Origin of the sequence: Acidaminococcus nyctereutis, assembly GCF_052216985.1 — a bacterium.
In the GTDB taxonomy this organism is placed as follows: domain Bacteria; phylum Bacillota; class Negativicutes; order Acidaminococcales; family Acidaminococcaceae; genus Acidaminococcus; species Acidaminococcus fermentans_A.
Map to the genome: position 1 here is coordinate 1 of NZ_JBQOUY010000026.1, position 14,957 is coordinate 14,957.

The 14,957-nt window shown below is 57.8% G+C and carries 10 protein-coding genes; all 10 read left to right on the top strand.

Features of this window, described 5'->3' with window-relative positions; translation table 11 throughout:
* Window positions 1-247: 247 nt before the first annotated feature.
* The 10 genes from ACTUHY_RS10540 to carB all read left to right on the top strand — a co-directional run bounded on the left by ACTUHY_RS10540 (window position 248) and on the right by carB (window position 14,954).
* Window positions 248-841, top strand: coding sequence for an HD domain-containing protein (locus ACTUHY_RS10540; protein WP_442827674.1), 594 nt, complete (start codon window positions 248-250; stop codon window positions 839-841).
* A gap of 121 nt (window positions 842-962) precedes the next feature.
* A complete protein-coding gene (locus ACTUHY_RS10545) occupies window positions 963-2,051 on the top strand; it encodes a glycosyl hydrolase family 18 protein (RefSeq protein ID WP_442827675.1) in 1,089 nt (362 codons plus the stop codon).
* Between the two features lie 99 nt (window positions 2,052-2,150).
* Window positions 2,151-5,369, top strand: a complete 3,219-nt coding sequence (locus tag ACTUHY_RS10550; RefSeq protein WP_442827676.1) for a hypothetical protein — start codon at window positions 2,151-2,153, stop codon at window positions 5,367-5,369.
* Between the two features lies 1 nt (window position 5,370).
* Window positions 5,371-7,173, top strand: a complete 1,803-nt coding sequence (locus ACTUHY_RS10555; protein WP_442827677.1) for a hypothetical protein — start codon at window positions 5,371-5,373, stop codon at window positions 7,171-7,173.
* Between the two features lie 114 nt (window positions 7,174-7,287).
* The gene (locus tag ACTUHY_RS10560) at window positions 7,288-7,809 is read left to right on the top strand and encodes a hypothetical protein (protein ID WP_442827678.1); all 522 of its coding nucleotides are present in this window, start codon (window positions 7,288-7,290) and stop codon (window positions 7,807-7,809) included.
* Between the two features lie 2 nt (window positions 7,810-7,811).
* Window positions 7,812-8,240: an HD domain-containing protein gene (locus ACTUHY_RS10565; RefSeq protein ID WP_442827679.1), complete on the top strand. Its 429-nt coding sequence runs from the start codon at window positions 7,812-7,814 to the stop codon at window positions 8,238-8,240.
* A gap of 209 nt (window positions 8,241-8,449) precedes the next feature.
* The gene (locus ACTUHY_RS10570; protein WP_442827680.1) at window positions 8,450-9,406 is read left to right on the top strand and encodes an aspartate carbamoyltransferase catalytic subunit; all 957 of its coding nucleotides are present in this window, start codon (window positions 8,450-8,452) and stop codon (window positions 9,404-9,406) included.
* A complete protein-coding gene (locus ACTUHY_RS10575) occupies window positions 9,390-10,682 on the top strand; it encodes a dihydroorotase (protein WP_442827681.1) in 1,293 nt (430 codons plus the stop codon). Before ACTUHY_RS10570 ends, ACTUHY_RS10575 begins: the two co-directional genes overlap by 17 nt.
* Window positions 10,670-11,746 (top strand): glutamine-hydrolyzing carbamoyl-phosphate synthase small subunit, encoded by a 1,077-nt coding sequence (gene carA, locus ACTUHY_RS10580; protein WP_278674529.1) that lies wholly within the window; start codon window positions 10,670-10,672, stop codon window positions 11,744-11,746. Before ACTUHY_RS10575 ends, carA begins: the two co-directional genes overlap by 13 nt.
* Before the next feature lies 1 nt (window position 11,747).
* Window positions 11,748-14,954: a carbamoyl-phosphate synthase large subunit gene (carB, locus tag ACTUHY_RS10585; RefSeq protein WP_442827682.1), complete on the top strand. Its 3,207-nt coding sequence runs from the start codon at window positions 11,748-11,750 to the stop codon at window positions 14,952-14,954.
* Window positions 14,955-14,957 lie beyond the last annotated feature (3 nt).

Sequence of the window (14,957 nt, forward strand, 5' to 3'; positions counted from 1 at the left end):
AAGGTGTAGAACCAGTATCGTGCTGGATATAGAAACGAATATCTTATCGTTAGCAGATTAGGGTTTGTACCTTCAAAAAATTTGCTTGCAAATTTCTCATTCGGCTCGAGACTCGAGACCCGAGACCCGAGACCGAGCCGCTATGCGGCTTATGAGACCGGGGGTGTTGCACGTAACGTGCAACACCCCCTTTTCCATGCTATAATGGACCTAGTGACACCATTTGGACGGGAGGCATTGGAACAGCATGACAGATGATCCACGATTTGCCAAACAGCTCCAGTTCATCCTGGAACTGGATAAAGAGAAGACCATTTTGCGCCAGACCCATCTTACCGGGTACCGGCGGCAGGAAAATGATGCGGAGCATGCCTGGCATATGGCCGTGATGGCCTGTCTATTGAAGGAATATGCCAACGAGCCCTTTGACCTGGCCAAGACCCTTTTGATGATCCTCCTCCACGATGTGGTGGAGATCGATGCAGGGGACACTTTTGCCTACGATCCGGAGGCGGTGAAGACCCAGCGGGAACGGGAGGAAAAAGCGGCGGACCGGATCTTTGGCCTGCTGCCGGAGGACCAGGCCCGGGAGTTCCGGGACCTATTCGAAGAATTCGACCGGGGGGATACCCCGGAAGCCCGGTACGCCCATGCCATGGACAATTTCCAGCCCATCCTGCTGAACGATGCCAATGACGGAAAGGACTGGCGGCTCCACCAGGTCCATCGGCAGCAGGTGGAAAGACGGAACGCCCGGACCCACGAAGGCAGCGAAAAGATCGGCCAGGCCGTCCAGGCCATCATCCACCGGAATGTGGAGAAGGGGAACCTGAAGCCGTAAGGACAGGGCAGAGGGAAGAGTACAGCGTGAAGAGCGGGGGACGGCGGCCATCAAACGGTCCATTGCAGTGCCGGAGTGGCTGCACGCCGGCCCGCTTGCCAAAAAGTAAGGAGGAGAGTGCGTGAATAAGCGATGGATACCTGTTTTCTGCCTTTGCCTGATGGCCTTGACTGGCACGGCCTGTGCCCGGACCCCTGGCCCTGCTGGGCCGGAAAAGGAGAAACGGCCGTTGGTCCAGGAACCCTACCGCCCTCAGAAGGTGGAAGGGCCGGTGGGGCTGGTGTGGGACTGGCAGGCTCCGGGAGAAAAGACGTCCACCTTGGCCAAAGAAAAGAAACTGCCAGGGGTCAATGTGCTTTCCCCCAGCTGGTTCGTGATCCGGGATGCGGAGGGGAATATCGACGTAAAAAATGCTGCGTTGGACTATACGCCCCAGGCCCATGCCCAGGGGTACAGAGTGTGGGCGCTCATCACCAACGGCTTCGACCCGGAACGGACCCATGGCCTCCTGGACAATCCGGCCGGCCGGAAGAACGCGGCGGAAGGGATCCTGTCCCTGGCCAAACAGTACCAGCTGGATGGCATCAACTTGGATTTCGAGAACATCCGGGCGGAAGACAGCGACCGGCTGACGGATTTCGTGGGAGAGATCGCCGGTCCCCTGCAGCAGGCAGGGTATACGGTTTCCATCGACGTGACGGTGCCCTCGAACAACGGCAACTGGTCCCGCTGCTACGACCGGAAGGCCCTGGCGGGAAAAGTGGACTATGTGATGCTCATGGCCTACGATGAACACCATCGGCTGTCGCCTAAAGCCGGTTCCGTAGCCAGCCTGCCCTGGGTGGAGCAGGGCATCCGAAAGACCCTGGAAGAAGTGCCGGCAGAAAAACTGGTGCTAGGGATGCCCCTCTATATGCGGGACTGGAAGGAAGAAAACGGCAAAGTCAGCGCCCGGACCCTGTCCATGCCCGGAGCCCGGAAGCTGATCGCTGAAAAGAATCTGGTGCCCGCCTGGCACAGTGAAGAGGCCCAGTATTATTTCGAATACCGGGAACAGGGGGTGCTCCACCGGGTGTGGCAGGAAGACGCCCGGAGCCTGGCCCTGAAGAACGCCTTGATCAGCCGGTACGGCCTGGCTGGCAGCGCCTATTGGCGGAAGGGATTGGAAGAGCCGGAAGTGTGGAGCGCCATGGAGAAGTGGAAAAACTGACCCAAATTGGGTATAATAGAAAGAGCCGCGCTGGGAGAGGCGTCGGCTTTTCTTTTTATTTGTCAAATTACTCTTATATCTTATGCGTTGGAGGTCATGATGAAACCCCAGAAATTACAGAAAATCCAAGATGCTGCACTATCTGTCGATCTCAATGGCAGCGCTGCGGACAAGGTCCAGGAACATGATCTGCAGATGCTGTTCGAAACCACTCCGGTGGAGGAACTGCTGAAGCCCATGAAGGGAAACAGCCGGAAATATCGGAAATACATCATCCAGCTGGGAAAACTGGATAAACGATCCCCTCGGGTCCGGGAAAAGATCGTCCCCTTTGCCGTCGAACTGTACAAGGAAGGGGACCGGATCTACCGGGACATTGCGGCCTGTACCTTCCAGATTTTCCTGGGCCAGGTGTGCCGGAATGTGCAGCAGATCGTCGGGAAGGATCCGGAGGACATAAAAAAAATCAGCAAATATAGCCCAGAAGCCATGGCGGACCTGCTGCTGAAATATGAACGGATCTGCCAGAACAAAAAAGAGCCTTTCCGGCCCAATGCCCTGTGGATGGTGCTGGACATGGCCGAGATGCCCTATCCGGAAGGGAAGCAGCACCAGGCAGAAGCCCTGCTGAAGAAGAAGGAAAAAGAGGCCCGGGAAGCCAGGGAAAACAAAGCAACCAAAGAGAGCAAAGAAAGCAAAGAGAGCAAAGAGACCAAAAACGGCAAGGGAGCCAAAGGAGAACGGGAAAACAAAGAGACCCGGGAAGCGGCAGCCCCTGCAGAAGGACCCCAGGAAGAGCCCGCTGCCCGGAAGAACCGGAACAGCTGGACCCGGGATAAGGCCGTCCGGACCCGGAATGGCCGGGGAAAGAAGAAAGCTGTCCCGGAACCGGCCCTGGAAGCAGCCCCGGCAGAGGCTCCGGCACCCTCTGCTCCGGAAGCACTGGGGACCCCGGTCCCTGCACCGGCCCCGGAAGTCCCCATGGCTCCCTCTGCCCCGGAACCCCAGCCCGCCCCGGCAGCCCTAGCGGAACCGGCTGCTCCGGCTGCTGTTCCGGCGGAGGGATCGGGAACCCCGGAAGCAAAGCCCTTCACCACCTATGTAGGCCGGATCAATATCGTGGACAGCTTCTACAATTTCACCCCCATGGGCCTTTGGCAGGAGGGACAGTACCGGCCCCTTTCCAGCCAGGAAATCGATGCTCTGATCCCCAAAGCAGAACAGTATAAGAACATCAACCTGTGGTACAGTCTCCACAGCGACCAGAAATACATGGAAGAACACTTCCACGAAAATGACATCATCTTCCTGAAAATCGGTCCGGATACCCTGGTGGAAAACAAAGACGGCCAGGGGAACCTCCGTTCTACGGCTTATCGGGTCTTCTGCATCGATGCCCTGAAGGAAGGGCTCCTGGAATATCCCTATCAGGAAGGAATCTATACGGCGGTACCGGAAAAACGGCTCCTGGACCCGATCTCCAAAGATACAGTGCTGCGGCTCCAGGAAGAAAACCTCTTTGCCGGGGAACAGATCCTGATCCAGCTCCAGGACGGCTGGATCGCCGGTCCCTACGAAGTCCAGAAGAACAACCGAGTAGGCTTCTTTGTGGAAAATGCCGTGCCCGCCAACCAGTACCTGCTCACCGCCTGCCCGCCGGAAGCTTGGCAGCCCGTGGTCTTCACTCCGGCGGAAGGGACCTGGGCCAGCCGACAGGAAAAAACGGAGTGGATCTTCTATCATCGGCTGCCGGGCACGGCTTCCCAGCTGGTGGACAGGGCTCCGGATGAAGTCCTGCTCCGGAGCCTGGTGAAAAGCGCCCAGGTGGATTCCGGCGACATGGTGAAGCCGGAGATCTTGAAAAATTTCCTGGAACGGGAACAGGGCCAGCTGTTCAGCAACCTTCCCTCCGCCATCCGGAAACAGCGGATCCAGCGGCTGGAAGCCATCCTGGAAGGAGATAAGGCGGCCCGGGAAGGCTATGGACAGGTGGGGGACTTCCTGTACCAGCATCTTTTGGAAAATGTGGACAAACGGTGGGGGCAGGAGTTCATCACCGCCCTCCTGGAACGGTATCCGGATATCTGGCAGGAGCTGGGGAATGCAAAGGGCGTCTCTGCCCGGAACAAGAAAGCCCTGGCCCTGGTCCAGGAACGACAGAACCGCCAGGCCCCGCCCCAGACGGAAGAAGAACTGGCAGAACGGATCAACGGGATCCCTGCTTCCGGCAGCAACAACCGGAAATGCCTGGAATACCTGATCGCCTCTATCCAGAAAGAACGGCCCCAATACAGCCGGAACCTGATCCTGAATCTCTTGATCTGCGCCACCCAGGGCTTTTTGACGGTGTTTTCCGGCTCCCCTGGCAGTGGCAAGACTTCCTTCTGCAACCTGCTGGGCAAGGTACTGGGGCTGACCCAGTTCGAACGGAAAATCGGGCCCCAAGAGTTCATGAGCACTACCAATCGGTACATCCCTGTTTCTGTGGAGCGGGGCTGGACTTCCAAACGGGATTTGATCGGCTATTACAATCCCCTGACCAAGGCCTTCGAAGAAAGCAACCGGGATGTCTATGACGGGCTGCGGCTGCTGGACTGGGAAAAACGCCACGGGATCCGGCAGTATCCCTATTACATCCTCCTGGATGAAGCCAACCTTTCCCCCATGGAATACTACTGGGCGGATTTCATGAATGTATGCGACGACTGGAATGAGGAACACACCCTCAACCTGGGCCATAATCATCGGTTCCAGCTGCCGGAGACCCTCCATTTCCTGGCCACCATCAACAACGACCATACCACGGAGACCCTTTCTCCCCGGCTGATCGACCGGGCCTGGATCGTCACCCTGCCCCATACGGAATTCGTCCCGAAGGTGGACGGGGGATTGGCCAATGGGGAAATCCAGCAGATCTCCTGGCAGCAGCTGAAGAGCCTCTTCGATGTGGCGCCTCGGGAAAGCTGCCAGCTTTCCAGTGTGGAACAGAATGTTTACGACCGGGTGAAAGCCCGGCTGGCAGAACAGAACATCTACCTGAGCATGCGGATCGAGCTGGCTCTGCACCGGTACTGGCGGGTGGCTTCCCGTCTCATGGAACCGGAAGACCATATCCGGCCGGGGATCATCGCCCTGGACTATGCGGTGGCCCAGAAAGTCCTGCCCAAACTCAGCGGCAACGGGGCAGAATTCGAAAAATGGCTGGTCCAGTTCCGGGATGACTGTGCCAGCAACCGGATGGTCCAGAGTGCTGCCCTGCTGGATCAGATCCTGGAGTGGGGGAACCGGCGGATGAAGTTCTTCCAGTTCTTCCATTGAGATGGCTATGGAAAACACCATCCGTCTCCTGGAACAGAACGGTCCGGGGCTGTGGCTGCCAGTGACCGATCAGGCCCGTCCCTATTCAGCGGAACGGGTCCTGGCGGCAGCCGGCCATCCCGGGGTACGGGAAAACCTCCACTATGACCTGGCGCTCCCCGCCGGCTGGGACTGTGCTTCCGTAGCAGTGGCGCTGAACGGAAAGCCGCTGAACAGTCTGTACGACCGGCGCCACAAGACCGTCCTGTTCTCCAACAATATCTTTGCCTACCATATGGGCCTGGTGGAACTGGAAATCACCCTCCAGCAGGAAGATGGCACAGGCAGCCGCTGGTATACCGACCTGCTGCCGGTGCTGATCCAGCCTTCTCTCCAGCAGCAGAACCTGAAAGCCATGCTGGAATTCATCTATGCCCACCAAAAGCCCCTGCTCCGGGAAAAGAAAAGCGATCAGGTGAAGGGGGGCGGCGATTTCCAGGATTTCCTTTCCCAGCTGACCTTGGCAGAGGAGATCCTCCAGGTGTATGAAGAGTGTTACGGCTATTTCAAGGCCAACTGCCGCCATACCCTGGAAGCCGCTGAAGTGGTGGACTGGACGGAAAAAGTCCAGACGGTGAATGCCCATACCCTCCAGTACCTGGTCCGCCATCCGGAATACCTGAAGGAGGCCCCTGCCGGGATCCCAGTGGGGAACCGGCACTGCCTGCCCGAAAAGCTCCTGATGACCCAGGACAAGATGAGCCGGGATGTCTATGAAAACCAGGTGGTCCTCAGTTTCCTCAAGCGGATGCTCTACGATATCGGGGAAGGGCGGAAAGAAATCCAGGACCAGCTCCAAGGGCTGGAACTGCCGGATACCTTGGGAAACGGCTACATCCTGTCTTCCCAGGTCCTGTACGAAAATGCCGCCCGGATGCTCCGGGGCTTCCTGGGACGGTGCGAAGCGGTGGAAGAACGGATCCAGGAGATGTTCGTTTCCTACCAGCAGATCCTGCCTGTGACCCTGCTGGATGTCTTCCAGCTGCCGGTGCCTACGGAACCTTTTTTCCGGATCCCCCAGTACCACCGGATTTATCTGTGCATCCACCAGTGGCTCCAGAACACCTGCCACCATTTCCCCCGGGAGCAGATGCTGCTGAATCTGTATGAAAACACCTTTGTATTCGAAGTGTACTGCTTGGCCAAACTGATCTGCCAGCTCCAGGGAGCCGGGTATATCCTGGAAAGCCGGAGCCGGCAGCGCTACAGCCAGGGAGCACGGAACCTGTATGACCCTTCCGGCTACCAGAATGTGTTCCGCTTCCACAAGGGAGAAGAGATCCTGACCCTCTATTTCCAGCCGGTGATCACGGACCAGGCGGAAAATGCCGAAAGGGGTATCCATCTTTACCGGAACACCACCTATGCTTTCAAGGCCCTGGAGGAAGGTCATTATTACACCCCGGACTACCTGCTGAAATGGCGAGGGAGAGGGCGGGAGACCTACCTGATCCTGGATGCCAAGTACAGCTATAAGAAAAAGGTCCTCCAGGAGCTGATGCCAGAAATGGCCTACAAGTATCTCCTTTCCCTGAGCCCCATGCCCTATGAGGAAGAAGGGGAAGAAGTGGCCGTTTCCATCCGGGGGCTGGAGATCCTCTACGGGCTCACCAACGGGGACCAGGAACTGGAATCCTTCTACAACTGCCGGCAGGAAGGACACCAGATCCGCCCGGCAGCCAATGTGATCCCCTGTTCCGAAGAAGTCAGCGAAGAGAACCAGCAGAAGAATCTCCAGGAACTTTTGCGGGAACTGAGAGAGTGAAAGAGGGGGGCACGTGTAAAAATCACACACGTGCAACAACCCCTCATTCATCGATCTGTCCCCCATTTTTCCCACTTTTTCTGTTACAATGGAAGTGCGGAAGGGGGAATGGATATGGAAAAACCATTATTGGAACAATTCGGACGGCAGCGCTGCGGGGTGTTCCTTTCGGCGGAGCCCAAGGATCTGGAATCTTTGAAGCACTGGCTGCGTCTGGTGGATTTCCACTGTGCAGGGGTGTGGAGCGGACGGCAGCCCTGCTGCCAGGTGCTGGTCCATATGAATGTGCTGTACCGGCCGGAATTGGAGCGCCTGGGGCCAGCCATGAGCCGGCGGTTCGGGCAGAAGGGATACCTTTTTGTCGATGAAAATGGCCAGGCCTGGGAATTTTCTCAAAAAGGAGGCCCGGGCAAAGCCCTGGGGCCGTTGACCCCGCAGGTACTGGATCGGTTCTACAGCGGCCTTTTGGGGGAGCCGTTCCATTTCCAGGAGTTCCGGACCATGTACTCTGTGAATGTAGGGGCGCCGTCGATCATGATTGCCCAGCATATCCATGATATGATGGTGAAATATGAAGACTGGGATGTGCGGTTCGTGGATGCCTTGGAAGATCCCAAGGAGAGTAAGGAGCGGTGAAAATGGAGAAACTGACATTGGCTTATGAGGTGGCAAAGAAGTATCATGCCGGACAGAAGGACCGGGCAGGCAAAGATTATATCCATCATGTGAAGTTCGTGTCGGACCAGGTGCTTCCTCTGGGAGAAACCTATGCCCTGGTGGGGATGCTCCATGACACCCTGGAAGATACGGCCATGGACCGGGAGACCCTGGAACGGCTGTTCGGGAAAACGGTGGCGGAGGCAGTGGCTCTTTTGACCCACGACAAAAAGGTCCCCTATCTGGACTATGTGCGGCAGATCAAGGCAAGCGGGAACCCCTATGCCATCGAGGTGAAAAAAGCGGACCTGCGGAACAACATGGACCTGACCCGGCTGCCGGAAGTGACGGAAAAAGATCGGAAACGGGTGGAGAAGTACCAAAAGGCCTACCATATCCTGATGCCTTGACTTTTCCTCCCCCCCGTGCTACACTAGAAAAAACTTCAAAAGTATGACCTTTTAACCTAGTCCTGTGAGACTAAGAAAGGGACTTTTATCCAGAAGCATTTTATTAGAAGCCTTCTTGTCTTAGGACGAGAAGGCTTATTTTTATGAAACAGGATGGGGCGCTGGCCCGGTCCTTATTCCAGCGAACTGTAACAATAGGAGGCTACAACATGACAAAGGCGGCAGTCAGCCTGTCCGGACGGGATATCCTGGATCTTTCCTCCCTGTCCGTGGAAGAGTACGATCTGATCATGCGAACGGCAGCAGAGATGAAAAAGGTCATGAAACGGGACATCAAGAAGCTCCCGTCTCTGCGGGGCAAATCCATTGTGAACCTGTTCTATGAAAACAGCACCCGAACCCGGAGTTCCTTCGAACTGGCCGGGAAGTACCTGGGCGCCGACGTGATCAACCTGAGCACCGGGACTTCCAGTGTGAAGAAGGGGGAATGCCTGAAGGACACCATCCTGACCATGCAGTCCATGGCCTGTGATGCCATCGTCATGCGGCACCCGGTGGAAGGGGCGGCCAAATACGCGGCAGACATCGCTGCACCCGTGGTGATCAACGCCGGGGACGGGGCCCATGCCCATCCCACCCAGGGCCTCCTGGATATGTTCACCATCCTGGAACACGGGAAACAGTTCAAGGGCCTGAAAATGGCCATCATCGGGGATATCCTCTACAGCCGGGTGGCCCGGAGCAACATCGCCGCCTGGACCAAACTGGGGGCGGATGTCCACGTGGCCGGCCCCATGACTCTGATCCCCCACGACATCGAAGCCCTGGGGGTAAAAGTACACAAGCGGGTGGAAGATGCCATCGAAGGAGCGGACGTGGTGGATGTGCTGCGGATTCAGCTGGAGCGGCAGGACAAGGGGATGTTCCCCTCTCCCCGGGAATACGCCCGGATCTTCGGGGTCAATGAAGAACGGATGAAACTGGCCAAACCGGACTGTCTGGTGATGCATCCGGGCCCCATGAACCGGGGTCTGGAAATTTCCTGGGATACGGGCTACAGCGACCAGGCGGTGATCCGGGAACAGGTGACCAACGGGGTCGCCGTGCGGATGGCCTTGTTATTCTTGACGATTATGGGAGGAAAGCCAGTTGAAAACGCTAATTAAGAACGGACGGATCGTAGATCCCAGCCAGCAGCTGGACCAGGTGATGGACCTCCTGGTGGAAGACGGGAAAATCGCCCAGGCGGCGCCTCATATCGATGCAGCAGCCGATGAGGTATTCGACGCTACGGGCCTTGTGGTGGCACCTGGCTTCATCGACCTCCATACCCATCTCCGGGAACCGGGGCTGGAAGCCAAGGAAGACTTGGTCACCGGCACCATGGCGGCAGCCCACGGGGGCATCACCCGGGTGGCCTGCATGCCCAACACCAAACCCATCATCGATACCTCCATCGTGGTGAGCGGCATCCAGGAACGGGCGAAAAATGAAGGGTACGTCCACGTGGAAGTGATCGGGGCCATCACCAAAGGAGAAAAGGGCAAGGAACTGTCAGAGATGGGCGACATGGCCCAGCGGGGCGCCATGGGCTTTTCCGACGACGGTCACTATGTATCCAGCGCCTACATCATGAATCTGGCAGCCCAGTATGTGAGCGCTTTTGACAAGCCTCTCATCTGCCACGACATCGATGAAGAGATGAACCATGAAGGGTACATGCACGAGGGGGCCGTCTCCGCCCGGCTGGGGGTGCCCGGCATCCCTTCCATTGCAGAAGACATCTGTGTGGCCCGGGATGCGGCCATTGCGGAATACACCGGGGCCCACATCCACATTGCCCACATCGCTAGCAAAGGGGCAGTGGACATTGTCCGGCAGGCCAAGGCACGGGGCGTGAACATCACCTGCGAAGCCACAGTCCACCACCTGACCTTGACGGATGAAGCCTGCATGGGCTACAGCACGGCCACCCGGGTTTCCCCGCCCCTGCGGAGCTGGGACCATGTGGAAGCCCTGCGGAAGGGCCTGAAGGACGGCACCATCGATGCCATCGTCACGGACCACGCCCCTCATGCGCCGGAAGAAAAGGATGTGGAATTCCGGTATGCCCCCAACGGGTTCTGCGGCCTGGAGACTTCTGTGGGGGTGGTCCTGACGGAGCTGTACCATACGGGAGAATTCTCCATCAATGAAATCGTGGATAAGATGAGCACCAGTCCGGCCCGGATCATGAATTTGGATGCCGGCAGCCTGGCAGTAGGGAAGAACGCGGACATCACTATCTTGGATCTGGACCGGGAATGGACGGTGGACAGCGAGCAGTTCTATACCCGGGGCAAGGTGACTCCCTTTAACGGAAAGCACTGCAAAGGCATGGCAGTGGCGACCATGGTCGATGGCCGGTTTGTGATGAAAGACGGTGTAGTATGCAAAAAGTAAAAGGCAAATTGGTATTGAAAGACGGCAGCGTCTATGAAGGGATGCTCTACAGCACCCATAAAGCCGTAGGGGAAGTGGTGTTCACCACCGGCATGTCCGGCTACCAGGAAACGTTGACAGACCCCTCCTTCTGCGGGCAGATCGTCATCTTCACCTATCCCCTGATCGGGAACTACGGCTGCAACGATCTGTTCTGCCAGAGTGACAGATGCTGCTACAAGGGGTTGATCGTCAGCGAACTGTGCGACGAACCTTCCAGCTGGCGGGATGAAGGCACGGTGCTGGAATTCCTGGAAAAGAACGATATCCCGGTGCTCACGGGTGTGGATACCCGGGCCATCACCCGGCGGATCCGGTCCTACGGGACCCTCCAGGGGGTGCTGGTGCCGGCGGATACTCCGGAAGAGGAGATCCAGGCCCTTTTGGCTACCCCGGAAGAACATGATCAGGTGGCCCAGGTGACCACCCAAAAGGTCTACACCATGGGACCGGAAGACGCCAAATATTCGGTAGCCGTCATGGACTACGGGGTGAAGCGGCACATCCTGGAATGCCTGGTGGAAAAAGGCTGCCGTCTGACGGTGTTCCCGGCGGAAACTCCGGCGGAAGAGGTGCTGGCCATCGATCCGGACGGGATCTTCCTGAGCAACGGCCCGGGGGACCCGGCGGACCTGAAGCCGGAAATCGAGAACATCAAGAAGATGATCGGCAAGAAACCCATCTTCGGCATCTGCATGGGGCATCAGGTGATGGCCCTGGCTAACGGCGCCAAGACCAAGAAGATGCTCTTCGGCCACCGGGGCATCAACCAGCCGGTCCGGGATCTGGTGGACCACAAAATCTGCATTACCTCCCAGAACCACGGGTTCATGGTGGACGAAGATTCCCTGAAGGGGCTGCCCATCGAAGTGATCAACCGTTCCCTGAACGACAATACCATCGAAGGCCTGCGCTATCTGGACCATCCTACTTTCACAGTGCAGTACCATCCAGAAGCTTCCCCCGGTCCCAGCGGCAACGCTTATCTGTTCGACCGGTTTATCAAAATGATGGGAGGGCACTGATATGCCAAAAAAAGAGAATGTGAAAAAAGTCATGGTCATCGGTTCCGGCCCGATCATCATCGGGCAGGCAGCTGAATTCGACTATTCCGGCACCCAGGCCTGCCGGGCCCTGAAGGAAGAAGGGCTGGAAGTGGTCCTGGTGAACTCCAACCCGGCTACCATCATGACCGATGTGCACATCGCCGACCGGGTCTATGTGGAACCCCTGGATGTGGAATTCCTGGAAGCCATTATCGCCAAGGAACGGCCGGATTCCCTCTTGGCCACCCTGGGCGGGCAGATCGGCCTGAACCTGGCCATCGAACTGGATAAGAAGGGCATCCTGAAGAAATACAATGTGCAGCTTTTGGGCACCCAGATCGCCAGCATCATGAAGGCGGAAGACCGGGAACTGTTCAAGGAGACCATGGAAAAACTCCACCAGCCCATTCCCCAGAGCACCATCGTGGAAAGCGTAGATGCGGCCAAGGAATTCGCCAAGAAGGTCGGGTTCCCGCTGATCGTGCGGCCGGCCTACACCCTGGGTGGCACCGGAGGCGGCATCGCCCACAATATGGACCAACTGGATGACATCACCACCAAAGGGCTCATGTACTCCCTGATCGGCCAGGCCCTGATCGAACGGTCCGTGGCCGGCTGGAAGGAAATCGAATACGAAGTGGTCCGGGACCATGAAGACAACTGCATCACCGTCTGCAACATGGAAAACATCGATCCGGTGGGGGTCCATACCGGGGACTCCATCGTAGTGGCACCCTGCCAGACCCTGACGGACCGGGAAGTCCAGATGCTCCGGACCGCTGCCATCGACATCGTCCGGGAGCTGGGGGTGGAAGGGGCCTGCAACGTGCAGTACGCCCTGAACCCGGACAGCGAAGAATACATCGTCATCGAAGTGAACCCCCGTGTCAGCCGGTCTTCCGCCCTGGCTTCCAAGGCGACGGGCTATCCCATCGCCAAAGTGGCTGCCAAGATCGCTGCCGGGTACACCCTGGACGAAATCGAAAACGCAGTGACCAAGAAGACTTCCGCCTGCTTCGAACCCACCCTGGACTACTGCGTCATCAAGATCCCCCGCTGGCCCTTTGACAAGTTCGTCAACGCTGACCACACCCTGGGGACCCAGATGAAGGCCACCGGGGAAGTGATGGCCATCGAACGGAACATCGAAGCCGGCCTGCTGAAAGCCGTCCGCTGCCTGGAAATCGGCCTGACCCACATGGATATGCCGGAGCTCCACAAGCTGACGGACCAGGAAGTCTTTGAAAAGGTCCGGAAAGTGGACGACGAACGGCTCTTCACCATCGCGGAAGCCTTCCGGAGAGGGATGACCGTGGACCAAGCCCACGCCATCACCAAGATCGACGAATTCTTCCTGCGGAAGATCCGCCACATCGTGGAACTGGAAGTCCGCCTGAAGAGCGAAGAACTGACACCGGAATTCCTCCGGGAAGTGAAGGAACGGGGCTTTGCGGATGTGACCATCGGGAAACTGGTGGGGAAGACCGGGCTGGAGATCCGGGCCATCCGGAAAGAATGGGGGATCACCCCGGTGTACAAGATGGTGGATACCTGCGCGGCGGAATTCGATGCGGAAACTCCGTACTACTACTCCACTTATGGGGTGGAAGACGAAGTGGAAGATACCCCCAACAAAAAGGTGCTGGTGCTGGGCTCCGGCCCCATCCGGATCGGCCAGGGGGTGGAATTCGACTACTGCTCCGTCCATTCTGTCTGGGCCCTGAAGGACCTGGGCTACGAAACCATCATCGTGAACAACAACCCGGAAACCGTATCCACCGACTTCGATACGGCTGACCGGCTGTATTTCGAACCTCTGACCCTGGAAGATGTGCTGAACGTGATCGACCGGGAAAAACCGGAAGGGGTCATCGTCCAATTTGGCGGCCAGACGGCTATCAACCTGGCGGGGCCTCTGGATGCCTGCGGAGTGAAGATCTTGGGGTCTTCTGTGGACAGCATCGACCGGGCGGAAGACCGGGAACGGTTCGATGAACTCTTGACCAGCGTGGGGATCCCCCGTCCCAAAGGCCATACGGTGTTCGACATCGACGGTGCCCTGAAAGCTGCCAACGATGTGGGCTATCCGGTGATGGTGCGGCCTTCCTATGTACTGGGCGGCAGGGCCATGGAAATCGTCTACAATGACGAAGAACTGAAATACTACATGAACAATGCCGTGAAGGCGTCCCAGGAACACCCGGTGCTGGTGGATCACTACCTGATGGGCACAGAAGTGGAAGTGGATGCCATCTGCGACGGCAAGGATGTGCTCATGCCCGGGATCATGGAACACATCGAACGGGCCGGGGTCCACTCCGGGGACTCCATCGCCGTGTATCCGCCCCGGACCCTCAGCGAGCATGTGATCGAACAGATCATCGACTACACCACCAAACTGGCCCTGGGCCTGGAAGTCCACGGGATGATCAATATCCAGTACATCGTCCGGGATGACAAGCTGTATGTAATCGAAGTGAACCCCCGTTCCAGCCGGACGGTGCCCTTCCTGAGCAAGGTGACGGGCATCTCCATGGTGGATGTGGCCACCAAATGCGCCATGGGCGTATCCATCCGGGACCAGGGCCTGGAACCGGGCCTGAAGCTGTTCCCGGACTACTATGCGGTGAAGGCGCCGGTCTTCTCCTTCAATAAGATGACCGATGTGGACATCACCCTGGGGCCGGAAATGAAATCTACCGGGGAAGTGATGTGCATCGACGCCCAGTTCCCCAGAGCCCTGTACAAGGCCTGCATCGCCGCCGGCACCCACATCCCCAAGAGCGGAGCCATCCTGATCACCGTTGCGGACCAGGACAAGGAAGAAGTGGTGCCCATTGCGGAAGGATTTGAAAACCTGGGCTACGAACTGGTGGCTACCGCCGGTACTGCCAAGTTCCTGGAAGAAAAAGGCATCCATGTGGGCCGGGTGGAAAAGGCCAGTGCCGGTACCCCCAACCTGCTGGATGACATCAAGGAAGGCCGGATCTGCATGGTGATCAACACCCTGACCCACGGCTCCGATGCCACCCGGGACGGCTTCAAGATCCGCCGGTCCACGGTGGAACACGCCATTCCCTGCCTGACCAGCCTGGATACGGCCCGGGCCCTGTACAAGGCCATGGGAGCCATGCGCCGCCGGAATGTGGTGAGCGTGGTGGCCCTCCAGGATCTGAAAACGGAGTAAGCC